15 protein-coding genes are annotated in these 15,094 nt (G+C 39.4%); 10 read left to right on the forward strand and 5 right to left on the reverse strand.

Features of this window, described 5'->3' with window-relative positions:
• Positions 1-49 precede the first annotated feature (49 nt).
• Positions 50-517 (forward strand): pantetheine-phosphate adenylyltransferase, encoded by a 468-nt coding sequence (gene coaD, locus BC659_RS15825; protein ID WP_133475794.1) that lies wholly within the window; start codon positions 50-52, stop codon positions 515-517.
• A gap of 7 nt (positions 518-524) precedes the next feature.
• The gene (locus tag BC659_RS15830; protein WP_133475795.1) at positions 525-959 is read left to right on the forward strand and encodes a hotdog fold thioesterase; all 435 of its coding nucleotides are present in this window, start codon (positions 525-527) and stop codon (positions 957-959) included.
• A 40-nt stretch (positions 960-999) separates the two neighbouring features.
• On the opposite strand, the gene BC659_RS15835 is transcribed toward BC659_RS15830, so the two are convergent.
• The 4 genes from BC659_RS15835 to BC659_RS15850 form a co-directional block, all read right to left on the reverse strand.
• Positions 1,000-1,629 carry a hypothetical protein gene (locus BC659_RS15835; protein WP_133475796.1) on the reverse strand — a complete coding sequence of 210 codons (630 nt, stop codon included), beginning with the start codon at positions 1,627-1,629 and terminating at the stop codon, positions 1,000-1,002.
• Between the two features lie 10 nt (positions 1,630-1,639).
• Complete coding sequence (locus BC659_RS15840; protein ID WP_133475797.1) at positions 1,640-2,140, reverse strand: RNA polymerase sigma factor; 501 nt, start codon at positions 2,138-2,140, stop codon at positions 1,640-1,642.
• 9 nt (positions 2,141-2,149) lie between these two features.
• Positions 2,150-3,019 (reverse strand): TraB/GumN family protein, encoded by an 870-nt coding sequence (locus BC659_RS15845; RefSeq protein ID WP_162847456.1) that lies wholly within the window; start codon positions 3,017-3,019, stop codon positions 2,150-2,152.
• A gap of 130 nt (positions 3,020-3,149) precedes the next feature.
• Positions 3,150-3,578, reverse strand: a complete 429-nt coding sequence (locus BC659_RS15850; RefSeq protein ID WP_133475799.1) for an Hsp20/alpha crystallin family protein — start codon at positions 3,576-3,578, stop codon at positions 3,150-3,152.
• 228 nt (positions 3,579-3,806) lie between these two features.
• Between BC659_RS15850 and BC659_RS15855 the strand changes: the two genes are divergently transcribed.
• The 3 genes from BC659_RS15855 (at position 3,807) to BC659_RS15865 (ending at position 8,277) form a co-directional block, all read left to right on the forward strand.
• Complete coding sequence (locus BC659_RS15855; RefSeq protein WP_133475800.1) at positions 3,807-4,223, forward strand: BrxA/BrxB family bacilliredoxin; 417 nt, start codon at positions 3,807-3,809, stop codon at positions 4,221-4,223.
• Positions 4,224-4,376: 153 nt separating this feature from the next.
• Entirely contained in the window at positions 4,377-5,534 is a 1,158-nt protein-coding gene (locus BC659_RS15860; protein ID WP_133475801.1) for a prolipoprotein diacylglyceryl transferase, read from the forward strand.
• Positions 5,535-5,829: 295 nt separating this feature from the next.
• Complete coding sequence (locus BC659_RS15865; protein ID WP_133475802.1) at positions 5,830-8,277, forward strand: outer membrane beta-barrel family protein; 2,448 nt, start codon at positions 5,830-5,832, stop codon at positions 8,275-8,277.
• Between the two features lie 220 nt (positions 8,278-8,497).
• Here the strand turns inward: BC659_RS15865 and BC659_RS15870 are convergent, their stop codons facing one another.
• Positions 8,498-11,239, reverse strand: coding sequence for a T9SS type B sorting domain-containing protein (locus BC659_RS15870; protein WP_133475803.1), 2,742 nt, complete (start codon positions 11,237-11,239; stop codon positions 8,498-8,500).
• Between the two features lie 122 nt (positions 11,240-11,361).
• Between BC659_RS15870 and BC659_RS15875 the strand changes: the two genes are divergently transcribed.
• The 5 genes from BC659_RS15875 (at position 11,362) to bshB1 (ending at position 15,059) form a co-directional block, all read left to right on the forward strand.
• On the forward strand, positions 11,362-11,853 hold the full coding sequence (locus BC659_RS15875) for a YajQ family cyclic di-GMP-binding protein (protein ID WP_133475804.1): 492 nt from the start codon (positions 11,362-11,364) through the stop codon (positions 11,851-11,853).
• Between the two features lie 191 nt (positions 11,854-12,044).
• The gene (locus BC659_RS15880) at positions 12,045-12,296 is read left to right on the forward strand and encodes a type B 50S ribosomal protein L31 (RefSeq protein ID WP_133475805.1); all 252 of its coding nucleotides are present in this window, start codon (positions 12,045-12,047) and stop codon (positions 12,294-12,296) included.
• A 145-nt stretch (positions 12,297-12,441) separates the two neighbouring features.
• Complete coding sequence (locus BC659_RS15885; RefSeq protein WP_133475806.1) at positions 12,442-13,242, forward strand: hypothetical protein; 801 nt, start codon at positions 12,442-12,444, stop codon at positions 13,240-13,242.
• 86 nt (positions 13,243-13,328) lie between these two features.
• On the forward strand, positions 13,329-14,129 hold the full coding sequence (locus BC659_RS15890; protein ID WP_133475807.1) for a hypothetical protein: 801 nt from the start codon (positions 13,329-13,331) through the stop codon (positions 14,127-14,129).
• Between the two features lie 201 nt (positions 14,130-14,330).
• On the forward strand, positions 14,331-15,059 hold the full coding sequence (gene bshB1 / locus BC659_RS15895; protein ID WP_133475808.1) for a bacillithiol biosynthesis deacetylase BshB1: 729 nt from the start codon (positions 14,331-14,333) through the stop codon (positions 15,057-15,059).
• Positions 15,060-15,094 lie beyond the last annotated feature (35 nt).

A 15,094-nucleotide genomic window follows, 5' to 3' on the forward strand; every position in this document is an offset into this window, starting at 1 on the left:
TCTTATTTCTCTGTTTTCTTCCTTTTCTTCGTAGTCACAAACCAATACCATGCGCATCTGCTTATTTCCTGGCACATTCGATCCGGTTACATTAGGGCACATTGATATTATTAACAGGGCCCTGCCTTTATTCGATCAGATTTATATTGGTATCGGTATCAATGCCGCCAAATCGCCTATGTTTAGTCCGGAACAAAGGATGGAATGGTTCAAAGAAATTTATCATGATGAGCCCAAGGTAAAAAGTGTGGTATATGAGGGGCTTACCATCAATTATTGTAAGGAGATTGGGGCGAAATTCATACTTCGGGGTATCCGTTACGTGAGTGATTTCGAATATGAAAAAACCATTGCTGATGCCAATCGAACACTGGATAAAAACATTGAAACCATCTTTCTTACCGGAGAGCCAAAATATACTTCTGTAGCTTCCACGATTGTGCGTGATATTTTACGTAACGGGGGAGATGCTTCTCCTTTCTTACCCGAGGCAGTAATTCGTTCCCTTCATAAATAATGGAAATATGTCGTCGATCTGGTTTCAAAAAACGTTAAAGGTGGCCGATATTCAGCCCCTTGGTAAAAATACCATGGGTGAACATCTGGGTATGGTATTTACGGAACTGGGCGATGATTACCTGAAAGCCACCATGCCCGTTGATCATCGAACCAAACAGCCTTATGGTTTATTGCATGGCGGAGCCTCCGTGGCATTGGCCGAAACACTGGGTAGTGTGGGTGCTGCGCTCACAATTGATCCGCTGAAAGCCATTTGTGTAGGACAGGAAATTAATGCCAATCATTTACGGGGTGTGCGTGAAGGGTTGGTTACAGGTATTGCAAAACCTGTACATATAGGTGCCAGTTCCCAGGTATGGGAAATAAAAATTTATGATGGAAGAGAGAAACTGGTATGTATCAGCAGGCTAACCGTAGCCGTACTAAAAAATCGCTCATAAAAAAACAACGAACTTCCTTATTTCTCTGTTCTTCCGTTTCCTATCCTAATTCTGTCATACATTGCTTCAACTCAGCCAGATAATTACCATATAATTTCTTAAGGTACCATTTTGTGAAATAATACAGTACAACAGCCAGCACAATCATATATACACCGAGAAAAATAAGCACCTGCCATCTGGCAGAAAAATAGTGTAGCGCAAATTTGTCAACCTCAGGAATCGATATGGGCTCCATGCTGGAGAGAATGAGTGAGAATACAAAACAAACAGGCAGGATGGCCATGGTAAACTGGAAATAACGTTTTACAAATTCTTCCAGCAATGCAACTACGGCCTGCAGATTGGCTTTAACAGGTTGTTGAGAATCGGTAAGCTTTTGGGTACGTTGGTACAGATAATATAGAATGAAAGTAAAGCCAAACATCAGTACGGTGAATACACCAAAGTATAAACGGATAGACCAGTAACTCGAAATCACCACCACATACAACATGGCTGCTGAAAAAAGTATACAGAGTATCATTTCAATAATCAGGCTGCGTTTCAATTTGCTGATTACTGAATGGGTTTTCTTTTTCAATAAAGCTGCTATATCAGCATCAGTCCGGCTGGCATGGTCTGTTGCCAGCTTTTGATTGAGTTGATATTTTAATTCATCAAGTTCCATAACACTGCATTTATGCGGGGGTCATATATTTTTGTGTCGATTCCTTTAATTTAATTTTGATGCGGTTCATTTTCACCGCCACATTATTGGCGGTAATACCCATCATATCACCAATGTCATTGTAGTTATAATCTTCGAGGTACAACATAACAATGGCTTTGTCGATTTTAGATAAATCGCCGATAGCTGCATACATGGCTTTAACCTGTTCTTCAATCGGATCATGTGTATCCTGATGGCCATAATCAGGCATTTGCGCTGAAGAATAGATCTCAGGTTTTTTCTTTTCTTTTCTGAAAAAAGTAATCGCTGTATTCAGTGCTACCCGATACAGCCAGGTAGAAAATTTAGCATCGCCTCTGAAGCCAGCATAAGCTTTCCAGGCTTGCAGGGTAATTTCCTGAAACAGGTCTTCGCGATCCGCATGTGCATCCATATAAAGATTGCACACTTTGTGAATGATGCGTTGGTGTTCGTTTAATAATTGTATGAATTCCTTTTCAGAAGGCATCTGGCTAAATTAGTATAATACCGGCGTGAGTGTATATCCTTCTTTTTTCAATAAAGCAATCACGCCTTCTTTTCCGCCCAGGTGGCCGGCACCCACGGCAAAAAAGCTGGTTTTTTCAGCAATGGCTTTTTTTATAACCGGAATCCATCTTTTATTTCTGGTAACCAGTAAAGCTGTTTCAAAATCACCATCGCCTCCATTGTCTTTGATAAAACGATAGATCTTTTCTACATCATTCTGTTTGTAAACAGCAATCATTTTTGTCATCATCTGTTGAACACTATCGTATTTCAAAACCGTTTTTTTGAAAGACTGTACCTGAGAGTCGAGAGGCTGCGTATTAATGGCTGCTATCTGATCGTCCACCGTTTCCAATCCTAGTATGGGTAGTTTGTTCTTCTTTGCGATGTTTACAAATTCCGTTTCCGGCTGAATCCTGTCTGTACACTGAATAGAACTAATGGTTAACAGGCTCATCGGCATAAAGGGGCTGAACTGATTCATCATTTGCAATGACATGCCCGTAATCCGTTGAAAACTGTCGCTTACAGATTTGAAATCTGTTTCACCCAATAGCTGTGAGAGACTGGTGCCCTGTAAACGCATTTTCGACATCAGGCTTAACTGCATACCCGGATCATCCATGTCGAGCTCGCCATAAAATTGTTCGGAAGATTTTATTTTTTCTTCCAATGCAGGAGAAATGGAAAAATCTGATTTACACATAATATGGAAAGTGCCAAAAAGATAGGAGGGGTGTTTCAGACCCTTGCCGCTTATTTGCCACAAGAGTGAGCTGGTGGGCTTTTTCTGTGCTTCTGAAGTGGGTAGTATGAGGATGAAACCAACTAAACTATAGAGTATTTTTCTCAGCAACATGAATGGCTTTTCTTTATATGTCGCAAACAAGTTAAAAATATTACGAAAAAAAGAGCCCCGTGTAGAAACACGGGGCGAAACCAAAACCAACTGCATGTGTGCCTGACGGCACATATATGAAAGTCTTTTATTATAAAATACTGATCTCTTTGGGAGATACTTTAACTTCGTCTTTTTTGGGCAGGTACAGTTTCAATACGCCGTTTTCATAACGCGCCTGAATCTGATCAGCATTAATTTTTTCATCGAGTGTAAAGCTTCGTTTGAACGAACGGAAATTGAATTCCCTGCGGATGGTTTTATAATCCTTCTGCTCCGCTGTTTCTTTCTTTTCGTAACTGATGGTCAACAGGCCATTTTCAAGGTTTACCTTAAAGTCTTCCTTGTTTCTGCCCGGTGCATTCAGTTCCAGGTGATAACCTTCTGCCGTTTCGTGAATATTCACAGGAACAGTGGCATAAGCCAGGTTAGCATCTTTACCCCAGGTTGCAGGAAAGCTGTTGAAAATTTCATCAAACAAACTGTTGAAAGGAGCGGTGTTGTGTTTTACGAGTGTCATATGTATACTTTTTATTTTTTTGAATTGAATTCAGGTAGATATATTCAAATCCTATACCATGGCAAAAAAAGAGTTTTGTAAAAGTCAGTCTGACTTATAACTACTATTAAGCGGTGCCATAGTGTCAGTTTTTTTCGTATAGTGAAAGACATTATGGCTGTTATTTTAATGGTTAGTGTTACAACTTTTAATCCTAATTTTGTGTTTTATCAAATTAAAAGCGCGTTTATGTATCCAGCAGAGATTGTATTACCGATGAAAGCGGAGCTTACAGATAGTGGTTTTGAAGAGTTATTATCTGCCTCCGATGTTGACAATATGTTACAGCAAAAAGGTACCACATTGGTGGTGATAAATTCCGTATGTGGTTGTGCGGCAGGCACTTGCAGACCAGGTGTATTGATGGCGGTTCAGAATTCGACCAAGCGTCCCGATCACCTGAGCACCAGTTTTGCGGGTTTTGATATTGAAGCCGTAAACAAGGTTCGTGAACATTTATTGCCTTATCCGCCATCTTCGCCGGCGATTGCCCTGTTTAAAGACGGGCAACTGGTAAGTATGGTAGAGCGCCATCAGATCGAAGGTCGTCCGGCACAGGTAATTGCACAGCACCTGATTTCGGTTTTTGATGAGCATTGCAATTGATTTTACCTTAGTTTTGTTCAAGGATGGGTTAGTAAGTACGGCTCCACTGTGGTGGAGCCTTTTTTGTTCCATTAAGAACGCAAAACAGTTTCATAATTTCTGACTATCATTGCATCTGTCTTTTTTTATGAATGACTTTTAGAAGATCTGTTTATGTATCCTAATCTGTATTACGCTTTTAAAGACATTTTCGGGGTTGAACTGGAAGGACTAAAACTGGTGAACAGTTTTGGTTTTTTTGTGGCTCTTTCTTTTATACTTTCTGCCTGGGTTCTGACACTTGAGCTGAAAAGAAAACAAAACCTCGGCCAGTTTACCTATACAGAAGAAAAGATCATGGTGGGAGCTACCGCCTCTATCAGCGAATTGCTCATCAATTTTCTGTTGGGTTTTGTATTCGGCTTTAAGATACTGGGTGCTTTTGTAATTGATTCCGCGTTAAATGATCCGCAATCTTTTATTCTCTCAACTAATGGCAGCTGGCCCTTCGGAATACTGGTGGGTATTGTGTTTGCAGGTCTGAAGTGGTGGGAAAAGAATAAACAGAAATTGGCAAAACCAGAAGAAAGAGTGATACGGATTTGGCCGCACGATAGGGTAGGAGATATTGTTTTATATGCAGCTTTGTTTGGTTTTCTGGGCGCAAAGATTTTTCATAACCTCGAAAATTGGAATGAGTTTGCAAAAGATCCGATTGGGGCGCTTATATCTTTCAGCGGACTGACTTTTTATGGTGGATTGATTTGTGCAGGTGCGGCAATTATTTATTACGCACGGAAAAGAAAAATATCTGTCATTCATCTCGCCGATGCCATGGCGCCTACTATGATGTTTGCCTATGCTTTTGGTAGAATCGGCTGCCAGGTTAGCGGCGATGGTGACTGGGGTATTCCCAATCTGAATCCCAAACCTTTCAGTTGGATGCCTGATTGGCTATGGGCCTATAACTACCCACACAATGTGATTGGTGAAGGTAAGCTCATCACGGGATGTGAAGGCCCCTATTGTAATGAGCTGATTCCTGCAGTATATCCTACACCTTTGTATGAAATCATAGCCTGTTTCCTGCTTTTTACAGTATTATGGATCTATCGTAAAAAGCTAAAAGTAGCCGGACAACTCTCTGGACTTTACCTGATCCTGAATGGCCTGGAACGCTTTTTTATTGAAAAAATCCGCGTAAACACAAAGTATGAGGCTCTGCCATTCCAGCCCACACAGGCCGAGCTTATCTCTTTTGTAATGATTGTAACAGGTATTGTGCTGATGGTTAAAGCAAAAGACTGGTTCGGAAAATCCCAGATAAACTAAAGGTAAGCAGTAAGCTACAAGCTTCAAGCTATGCGCTGCGAGCAATATAATTCAGCCAGCTAAATATCTAATAAATTGATTAACAATTAGATATGTAGCTGGCTTCTCCTTTCTTAGCTTTCTCTTCACGCCACTTTCTCATTTCATATTCCTTATTCCTTATTTCAGATTCCCCCCTTTCCCGCTCATCCTTGTTTAGCACCGTTCATTATAAAACTATGTACTATGCAAAACATAGTACATAGTTTCGTTCTGTAATTAGCAAACACAAGAACTAAAATATTAAAGCTTTACTATGAGAAATTGGAGAAACATACTGGCGGCAATCGGATTGGTTACCGTATCGGTAGCAGCTCAGGCACAGACTGCAAAAATCAATGGTGCTGTAACGGGAACACAAAAACCGGTTGAAGCGGCTTCAGTAGGCGTTCTACGCGCCAAAGATTCAGCCATCGTTAAAATGGCTGTAACGGATAAAACCGGTCAGTTCGAAGTAGAAAAACTGGCTGCTGGCAAATACCTGGTCTTAATTCAGTCGGTTGGCTACAATAAATACTATAGTCCTGTATTTGATCTGGCCAATGGTCAGTCTTATACTATTCAACCCATCACCCTTACCAATATTTCAAAGGAACTGGAAGGGGTAGTGGTAACATCGAAAAAGCCGATGATTGAGCAGAAATTAGACAGAACCATTATCAATGTAGATGCATCACCTACCAATGCGGGTGCAACTGTACTGGAAGTGTTGGAAAAATCACCAGGGATTTCAGTAGATAAAGATGGCAATATCAGTTTAAAAGGAAAACAGGGTGTGGTTGTATTGATTGATGGTAAACCTACTTATCTGGGTGCACAGGATCTGGCCAATATGTTACGTAATATGTCGAGCTCGAATCTTGAAACCATTGAGTTGATGACCAATCCACCCGCTCGTTTTGATGCTTCAGGTAATTCAGGCGTGATCAATATCAAAACCAAGAAAACCAAAACCATGGGATATAATGCGAGCATTACCAGTGGTTATACACAGGGAGTATTACCGAAGTCGAACCATAGTTTTAACCTGAACTACAGACAAAACAAAATCAACTTTTTTGCAAACGCCAGTTATAACTATAATGAGCAATTCGGAAATATTAAAATCGACAGGAATTTCCGCAATCAGCAAAACGGTAATCTGTTAACTACATTCAATCAATTGGCGAAAAACAATAGAATTGGTAACAGCTATAATTATAAAGCGGGTTTTGATTATTTCATGAATAAGAAAACAACACTTGGATTGGTGGTTAACGGGTACAATAATGTACAGGATGAATTTACGGATAATACAACTTACATTAAAGATCCTGCAGGTAGTCTGTTAACAAGAACCCAGGCTATCAATGATGTGAACATGAAATTTAAAAATGTAGGTGTGAATGCAAACCTTCGTCATGTGTTCGATAGCACTGGTAAAGAATTAACAATCGATGCAGATTATATTAACTATACACAGAATAATAAACAGGTACTGAGTAATGAGTTCTTTGATCATATGGGTAATATCAAATCACCTGATGAGATATTAAGAGGTATACTGCCTGCATCTATCAATATTTATAGTCTTAAAGCAGATTATTCACAAACATTGAAAGGGCAGGTGAAGTTTGAAGCAGGTGCAAAAACCAGTTATGTAAATACCGATAATGATGCACAATATGCTAACTGGAACGGAGCTCAGTTTGTGAATGATATTACACGCAGTAACCATTTTCTTTACAAAGAAAATATCAATGCAGCCTACGTAAACTTCAGCAAACAATTCAGTAAAAAATGGAGCGGTCAGTTAGGTTTGCGTGCCGAGAATACCAATATTACCGGAAACCAGTTAACAACCGGGGAAGTGTTTAAGCGTAATTACACACAGGTGTTCCCTACGGCATATATTGGTTATACCGCAAACGATAAAAACCAGTTTGCCCTGAGTTATGGTCGCCGTATTGATCGCCCTAACTATCAGGATCTTAACCCTTTCTATTATTTCCTGGATAAATACACTTATCAGGTAGGTAACCCTTATCTGCGCCCACAATTCAGTCATAATATTGAACTGGTACATACTTACAGAGGTATATTAAACACATCTTTGAACTATAGCAGAACCAATGATATTATTCAGGATGTGTTAGAGCAGATTGACAGCACCAATAGCTCATTCATGAAGAAAAGTAATATCGCCCGCAGACAGAATATAGGTGCCTCTGTAAGCCTGGGTATGCCTGTTACAAAATGGTTCCGAACAAATGTGTACGTAAATGTGTTCTACAATCACTTTAAAGGAATGGTAAACAATGGAGAAATTTCGGTAGGTGCTACTTCAATGATGGCCAATATCTCCAATCAGTTTACACTTCCCAAAGGATGGGGTGCTGAACTAAGTGCATTCTATCGTACACAGGGTGTGGAAGGCGTATTGGTGGCAAAACCAATGGGTGCTATGAATATTGGTTTTACCAAACAGGTACTGAAGAATAAGGGTATGGTAAGGCTGGTTGTAAGAGATGTACTTTATACACAAATCTTTAATGGCTATAGCCGTTACCAGAATGTGGATGTAACTATCCGTCAGAATAGAGATAGTCGCGTTGTAAACCTGAGCTTTACTTATCGCTTCAGTAAAGGTAAAACTGCGGCACAGCGTAAAAGAGGTGGAGCGAATGAAGAACAGAACCGTGTGAATTTAGGTGGCGGAAACTAAATGGTCGATATGTAAGCAGAATTGGGCAGGAGAGAGGACTTTATTTTCCATTAGAACTTAAATGATTCCGTTCATCCAATTTTGACAATTTTGTGTAGCATGATAAGATCAATTTAGCAGTATCAACTTCGTTTTTTTCTCATGTGCATTATATAGAAGGCGGCCCCGATTTCTATCGGGGCCTATTTTTTGAAGTATATGTACAATTTCAGCAAAAAAATTATCGAATTAGGGTAATACTACCCGATTTTTGCTTCGGCACAGTTTCGGAAACACCTCTGACTTTTATCAGATAATAATATGTTCCGATTGGAACGGGTTTTCCTTGATAAGTGCCATTCCAAAGTTTTGTGTGACTGTTGGAAAAAAATATTACCTGCCCATTTCTATTATAGATAAATAATGAATAATAAGCAGGTTGACATTTTGTAGAAATGTTGAAAAAATCATGTATCCCATCGCCATTGGGTGAAAAAATGTTTGGAGCTTCTATTGAACATTCACAGATTTCATTTTGAATGATCAGCGTATCTTTAACTATACCACATCCATTTGTTATCGTACAATGATAAAGGCCTGCATTTTGAATTTGGTACAAAGGAGTTGTTTTTCCATCCTGCCATAAATAATTTGCATCTGGAAATGAAACATCGAGGGTTATTGTGTGTTCAATACATTTTATAGAGTCTCGCCCCAAATATAAGGAAGGGGTTAGCTGGTATCTTACGGTACCATTTTTCTTCGTACTGCACCCATTCATATTTACTGTTACATCATACGAGCCTGCTTTAGAAATGGTAAAAGATGATGTTGTTGATCCGTCCTGCCACAGATAAGTGGTTCCGGGATTCGGTTGGCCAACATTTAGTAGCAGTGTAGCATTGTCGCATAAAAGGGTATCGGCTGGAAATGAAAAATCAGGGTAGGGCTTTACTTTTATGGTAAAAGTATCTTTACCAGAACATCCCTGCTCATCAGTTACTACAACTGTATAAAAAGTATCTAGAACAGGGTTAACTGTAATTATTTGCCTACTTTGGTTGCTTGTATAGTAACCAGGGGTCCATTGATAGGTTTTAAAACCCGATTCCGCAATTAAATCTGCACTTTGGCCGAGGCAAATTTCTATTTGAGTTCTTGTTGGGAACTGATAAATTTTTCCTTCCGCAATGATAATTGTATCCGTGCTCGTAAGATTACAGGCACCATTGGTAATGGCCACCCAGTATTTTCCAGGTCGATTGGCAATAAAAAAAGAATCGCTACTACCATTTTGCCATGAATAAGTATCAAAAAAATTTCCAGCATTCAGCCTGATGGTTTGCCCCGGACAAAGAGTAGTATCGTTGCCTAGGTTTAAATTGTTAACGGAAGCATCTATATGTATAGAATCGTAAAGAATACCACAAGAAGTTACAAGTCTTGAAACAAGAAGGTATCTTCCGCTTTTAAAAAAAATGAGCGAGATCGTACTATCGGTTAATATTTTGCTAGTTACCCCATTTCCAGGTATTATTTCCCAATCTACTCTGTTAAAGCAATTTGCATTTCTTTTACCAGTATAGGTCACGGGATTACTGTTACATACTTTTGTATTGCCCACAAGATTCAATGAGTCACAGGCTCCAGGTAAAGTACATTTTCGAGCCAGGGTAGTTTGAATGTTCGGATTTACATAAGTAATGTCTATCCAAGAAACAACGCTATCACGTATATCATGATTAACAGGTAGGTTATTCTTTGTATAGGTAGTGTCAACTAAAACAGTATTCACTTTTACAGGACTAAAGCAATTAAAAGTGTACCCGCTAAAACTGACTTTAGCAAAAGAAATACCAGTCTCGGTTCTATTGAGAACAACATTGTTATATACACTGGTCGCAGCTATAATAATGCCTTCACTGGTTTGTTTAAGGTCGCCAAATCCAATTAAAGATGAGATTAGGTTGCTACTCCACTTTAACTGATCATCCGGACCAACTCGTGCTACTATGGTTGGCAGAAATGATCCGTTGGGCCTGGAATTCATGTAATAAGCACCGTCTCTATCGGCCAGTAAACGATTACTTGAGCTGTTTTCTTCATTTCTGTCAACAAAAATTGTTTTAACTCTTTTCGTAGACAAAATATTGAATGAGGAGTCGAGCCGCAGGATAAATTTAAGATCGGTTGGGTCAAAATTCTTTTGTAAGTGATAAATTTCAAGCACATAATCATTGCCTGTTTTAATAATCTGATTTATTCTTGTAGAATACCCCGGAACTCTGTCGAAGCCGCTTGAACGTATTAAACGACCATTTGAAGCATCAAATGAAGCCAGATAAGGCGCGTCTAACCCACTAAATGAGCCATCATTGTAATAACCAGTTACTAAAATTTTATCTTCATCGATCATTAATGTAAGGGCATTTGTCGATTGCATTTTTATATGCTTTGACCAATAAATTGTTTTTAAATCTGATGAGGATCTGATGAGAAAATATCCGCTACTGGTTTTCCCAACAATGATCAAATCTCCATTTTGTAACATACCTAGCTTGGTCATGTCTAATCTGTCAATAATCGAATTGCCTGTCACCAATTGTTTGATGGCTAATACATTGGCGTTGGTATCAGTGTGTATTAAACTGCCTAAGTGTATATTGAATAATGTATTATTGGGGTGGAGTTCTGATCTTGAGGAGGTGCCGGGAACAGTTGAAAAAATCGGAGAGATAAACCTAGAAAAAATCGTATCTCCATTTGTATCAATTTTGATCAGATTTAACCCAGAACTTGTACTGCCTCCTAAAATAATTCGATTTGAGGGCAAAGCAACCAATTCAGAAAAAGTGCGTCCGCCTGTTTGTGTATAACTAACATTGAATAGATCGTTTTTACACTGAGCTATTGTAGTACTGCATGTTATTGAGAAAAGATAGCATGTAAAAATCACAATACGTACCCACTTAACTTGTCTCATATCTTCAAAAATATAAAAATTTGATATCTAATTGTTCTCTGACAGTGATTGTAATAGATACTACTAATGATATTTTAATAGTGATGCTGGTATCTGTTTATCTTTGTATAAATATTTCAAATATGCCTTCCTTCGACATTGCCAGTAAAGTAGATCTCCAGACTTTGGATAATGCCATCAATACGGTGAAAAAAGAAATAGCCGGTCGTTTTGACTTTCGCGACTCACCTGTATCTGTTGAGCTGAACAAAAAGGATTTTATAGTATCCCTGGAAGTGGAAAGCGACATGAAAATGAAGCAGTTAATTGATGTTCTCATAGGGCGCGCCATTAAGCAGGGTATCGACGGTAATGCCTTCGATTTCTCCAAAGATGCCTATCCCAGTGGCAAAGTGGTAAAAAAAGAAGTGCCGGTGAGGAACGGTCTGAAGCAGGATGATGCCAAGAAAATCGTGAAAATGATCAAAGACAGCGGTTTAAAGGTACAGGCTGCCATTATGGACGATATTATCAGGGTAACAGCCAAGAAAATCGATGATTTACAGGAAGTTATAGCAAAATGTAAAAGCGGGGATTTTGGCATCCCACTGCAGTTTATTAATATGAAAAGTTAGTCGGAAAGACCGAAAGTCGGAAAGTCCGAAAGAAGTAACTGGATAAACAAACTTCTTCCGGACTTCCGGTCTTTCCGACTTTCGGACTAAGAATACTGCTTTAATTTGGCAATTCGCTGCTTCCTGCCTACCTTTGCATTCCTTTAAAAATAAGCGTACGGCCAAATCCGTACCACCTAAAAAAAATCATTATGAAACAAGGTATCCATCCGGAAAATTATCGTTTTGTTGTATTCAAGGATATGAGTAATGGACATTCATTCCTGAGCCGTTCAACTGCAGCTTCTAAAGAAACCGTTCTTTGGGAAGATGGTAAAGAATACCCAGTAATCAAACTGGAGATTTCAAATACATCACATCCCTTCTATACCGGTAAGAATATGCTGGTAGATACTGCTGGTCGTATCGATAAATTCAAAAAACGTTACGAGAAGAAGAAATAACTTCAGTTTCAACATATTTAAGTCCCGTCTATATAACAGACGGGACTTTTTTTTGCTCCTTTTTTCCGTTTATCACCAACCACATTAATATGCTATTCTGATAGCTATTTCTCAGAAATACTTTCGTGCCTTAATAAAAAAAATTATGAGGACGAATAAATGGAATATACTCGTGCTGGTACTATTCGGATTAACAGCCTGCTCTAAAAAAGTAGATAACATTCAGTTACCCCCACCCGCAGAACCGGTGAAGGGGAAATTGGCTAAGATAAGTTTCGATAGTGGCGCTTATGATTCATTATATTATTCAGTTGATGGTGCGCTTATAAAAATCAGATCAGTAGTAGACCCAACCGCCGGTAACAGCATTACCTATTCATTTGATTATAATACGCAGGGGAAATTAACACGTATATACAACGATCAGGGAGAAGAATTTCGTTATACCTACTCGGGTACAGAACTGCAAGAAGTAGGTTTATATATTAGTGGAATTAAAACCAGGCACAAAGGATTTACCTATAATAATGGGATACTCACTTCTACACATACCTATGCAGATGTGTTGAGTAACCCAAATGATCAGGATTTTCTTGACATGTTTACTTATACCTATTATCCTGATGGAAACCTGAAATCAGAAACATCCTACTCGGTTCATCCAACAACAGGATGGCCGGTGAAGGAAGTGACCATTACGTATAGCGATTATGACAATAAGTATAATCCGGACGATATCTTTAAACAGTTGCCTTATTTTTTCGGCCATACTTTTTTTAAGAATAATGCACGCACCCGCATTGTTAAAAATGAAAAAACAGGTGTAGAATCTACCTATCTATTTACTTACACATATAATCAGTCAACACTTCCTCTTACGAGAAAATTTGAATATTACGGTAGTGGCAATTGGCTGGAAGGAACCTGTATATACAGCTACTATTGACAGTTTTATACATCCTAAAAAATAGTTAAAGCAATAGATTTTGAAACGATTGTAAAACAGTATGTGTCAACAATAAAAAAGAAGAAATGAAGAAACAAAGCATAGGAATTATTTGCGTACTGGTTATGATGGCAGGTATCGTATCCTGCGGAAAAAAAGTAAATCAGCCCATACTTCAACAGCCGGTAAGTGGGAAACTTGCCAAAGTAAGTTTTGGTGGCGGTTATTCAGATTCCTTTTATTACAGACAGGATGGTAAGTTGGATAAGATTATTATCTTTTCTGATCTGGGGGGGACAACTTATAAAGAAGTATACCAGTTTGCCTACAATAGTATCGGGAAAGTGTCATCAGTTAAGATTGAAAATGGCGATGAATTCAGGTATGCCTATGTAAATGATCAGGTAACGGCGGTGAGTAGGTATGTGAATGGAGTGAAAGAGAGCTATAAGTTTATCAATTATGTTGGAGGTGGAACCAGGCTTGAATCGGTAGAAGAATATGAAAAAACATCGCCCGGTGCGATTGGTTTTGCCTATACTTTTAAACAGGAATATACTTACCATACAGATGGTAACCTGAAGGAAGAAATCAGGTACCAGATTGATCAGAATGGGCAGTCGAAAAAATACCAGACCACCCGTTATGAAAATTATGATCAACATTTGAATGTGGATAATACTTTCAGGTATTTTTTATACCTGAGTGGGGTGCCGGTTACCGTTAACAACCCTACAAAAATTACCCGCCGGGATGAAATTGCCGGTACAGAACAGGTATACAATTACCAGTTTACCTATAACGCCAAAGCAACACCTGTAAAAAGAACCATGTCAACCGGCCCAATTGGCTCGGTGGAAACAGAAGTCATTTACAGCTATTATTAAACTATCGACGTGCCCTGAACGACTCTGCGTAAACGCTATTCTCTTTTATTCTCTGCAGTGAAATTGCACAAATATTCATCGCAGAGAGCGGGAGAGGAAACAGTGTTTAGTTGGAGTCGTTTTTATGGAGGAAATCGCTGAGCAGTCAAGCTGTGTGAAGTTAAATGCAAGTATTACCTTTGCATCCATTAAAACGGATACATGAAACTGGATATACTTGCATTTGGTGTTCACCCTGATGATGTGGAACTTGGCTGTTCGGGTACGATTATGGCTGCGCTGGCAGAAGGTAAAAGTGTAGGTATTATTGATCTTACCCGCGGAGAACTGGGTACAAGAGGAACAGCTGAAACACGCAAACAGGAAGCTGCCGCTGCCGCCGCTATTATGGGGGTTACAGTGAGAGAAAACCTGGCAATGGCGGATGGTTTTTTTCAGAATGATGAACAGCATCAGCGAAAAGTGATAGAGGTGATCAGAAAATACCGCCCTGAAATCATTCTGGCCAATGCCCCGGAAGACAGACACCCCGATCACGGGCGCAGTGCCAAACTGGTATCTGATGCAGCCTTTCTGGCCGGACTCAGGAAAATTGAAACTATGGTGGATGGGCAGCCACAGGAAGCCTGGCGCCCCACATATGTATTCCATTATATACAGGATCGTTTTATTCAGCCCTCTTTTGTGGTAGACATTACCGCTTATATGGATAAGAAGATCGAATCGGTGTTGGCCTATACCACGCAATTTAACAGTACAGGTGGCGATGAGCCTCAGACTTATATATCAAGCCCGCAATTTCTGGAAACCGTTAAAGCCAGAGCTATGATGCTCGGTAAGCGTATCGGGGTAGGCTATGCAGAAGGGTATATCACAGAGAAGATTATCGGAATCAATAGTTTTGATGCGATTATAAAACACAGCACTTAGGTAGCTATGAGCTTCGAGCTGAGAGCTTTGAGCAG

Source organism: Sediminibacterium goheungense (assembly GCF_004361915.1).
Lineage (GTDB): Bacteria > Bacteroidota > Bacteroidia > Chitinophagales > Chitinophagaceae > Sediminibacterium > Sediminibacterium goheungense.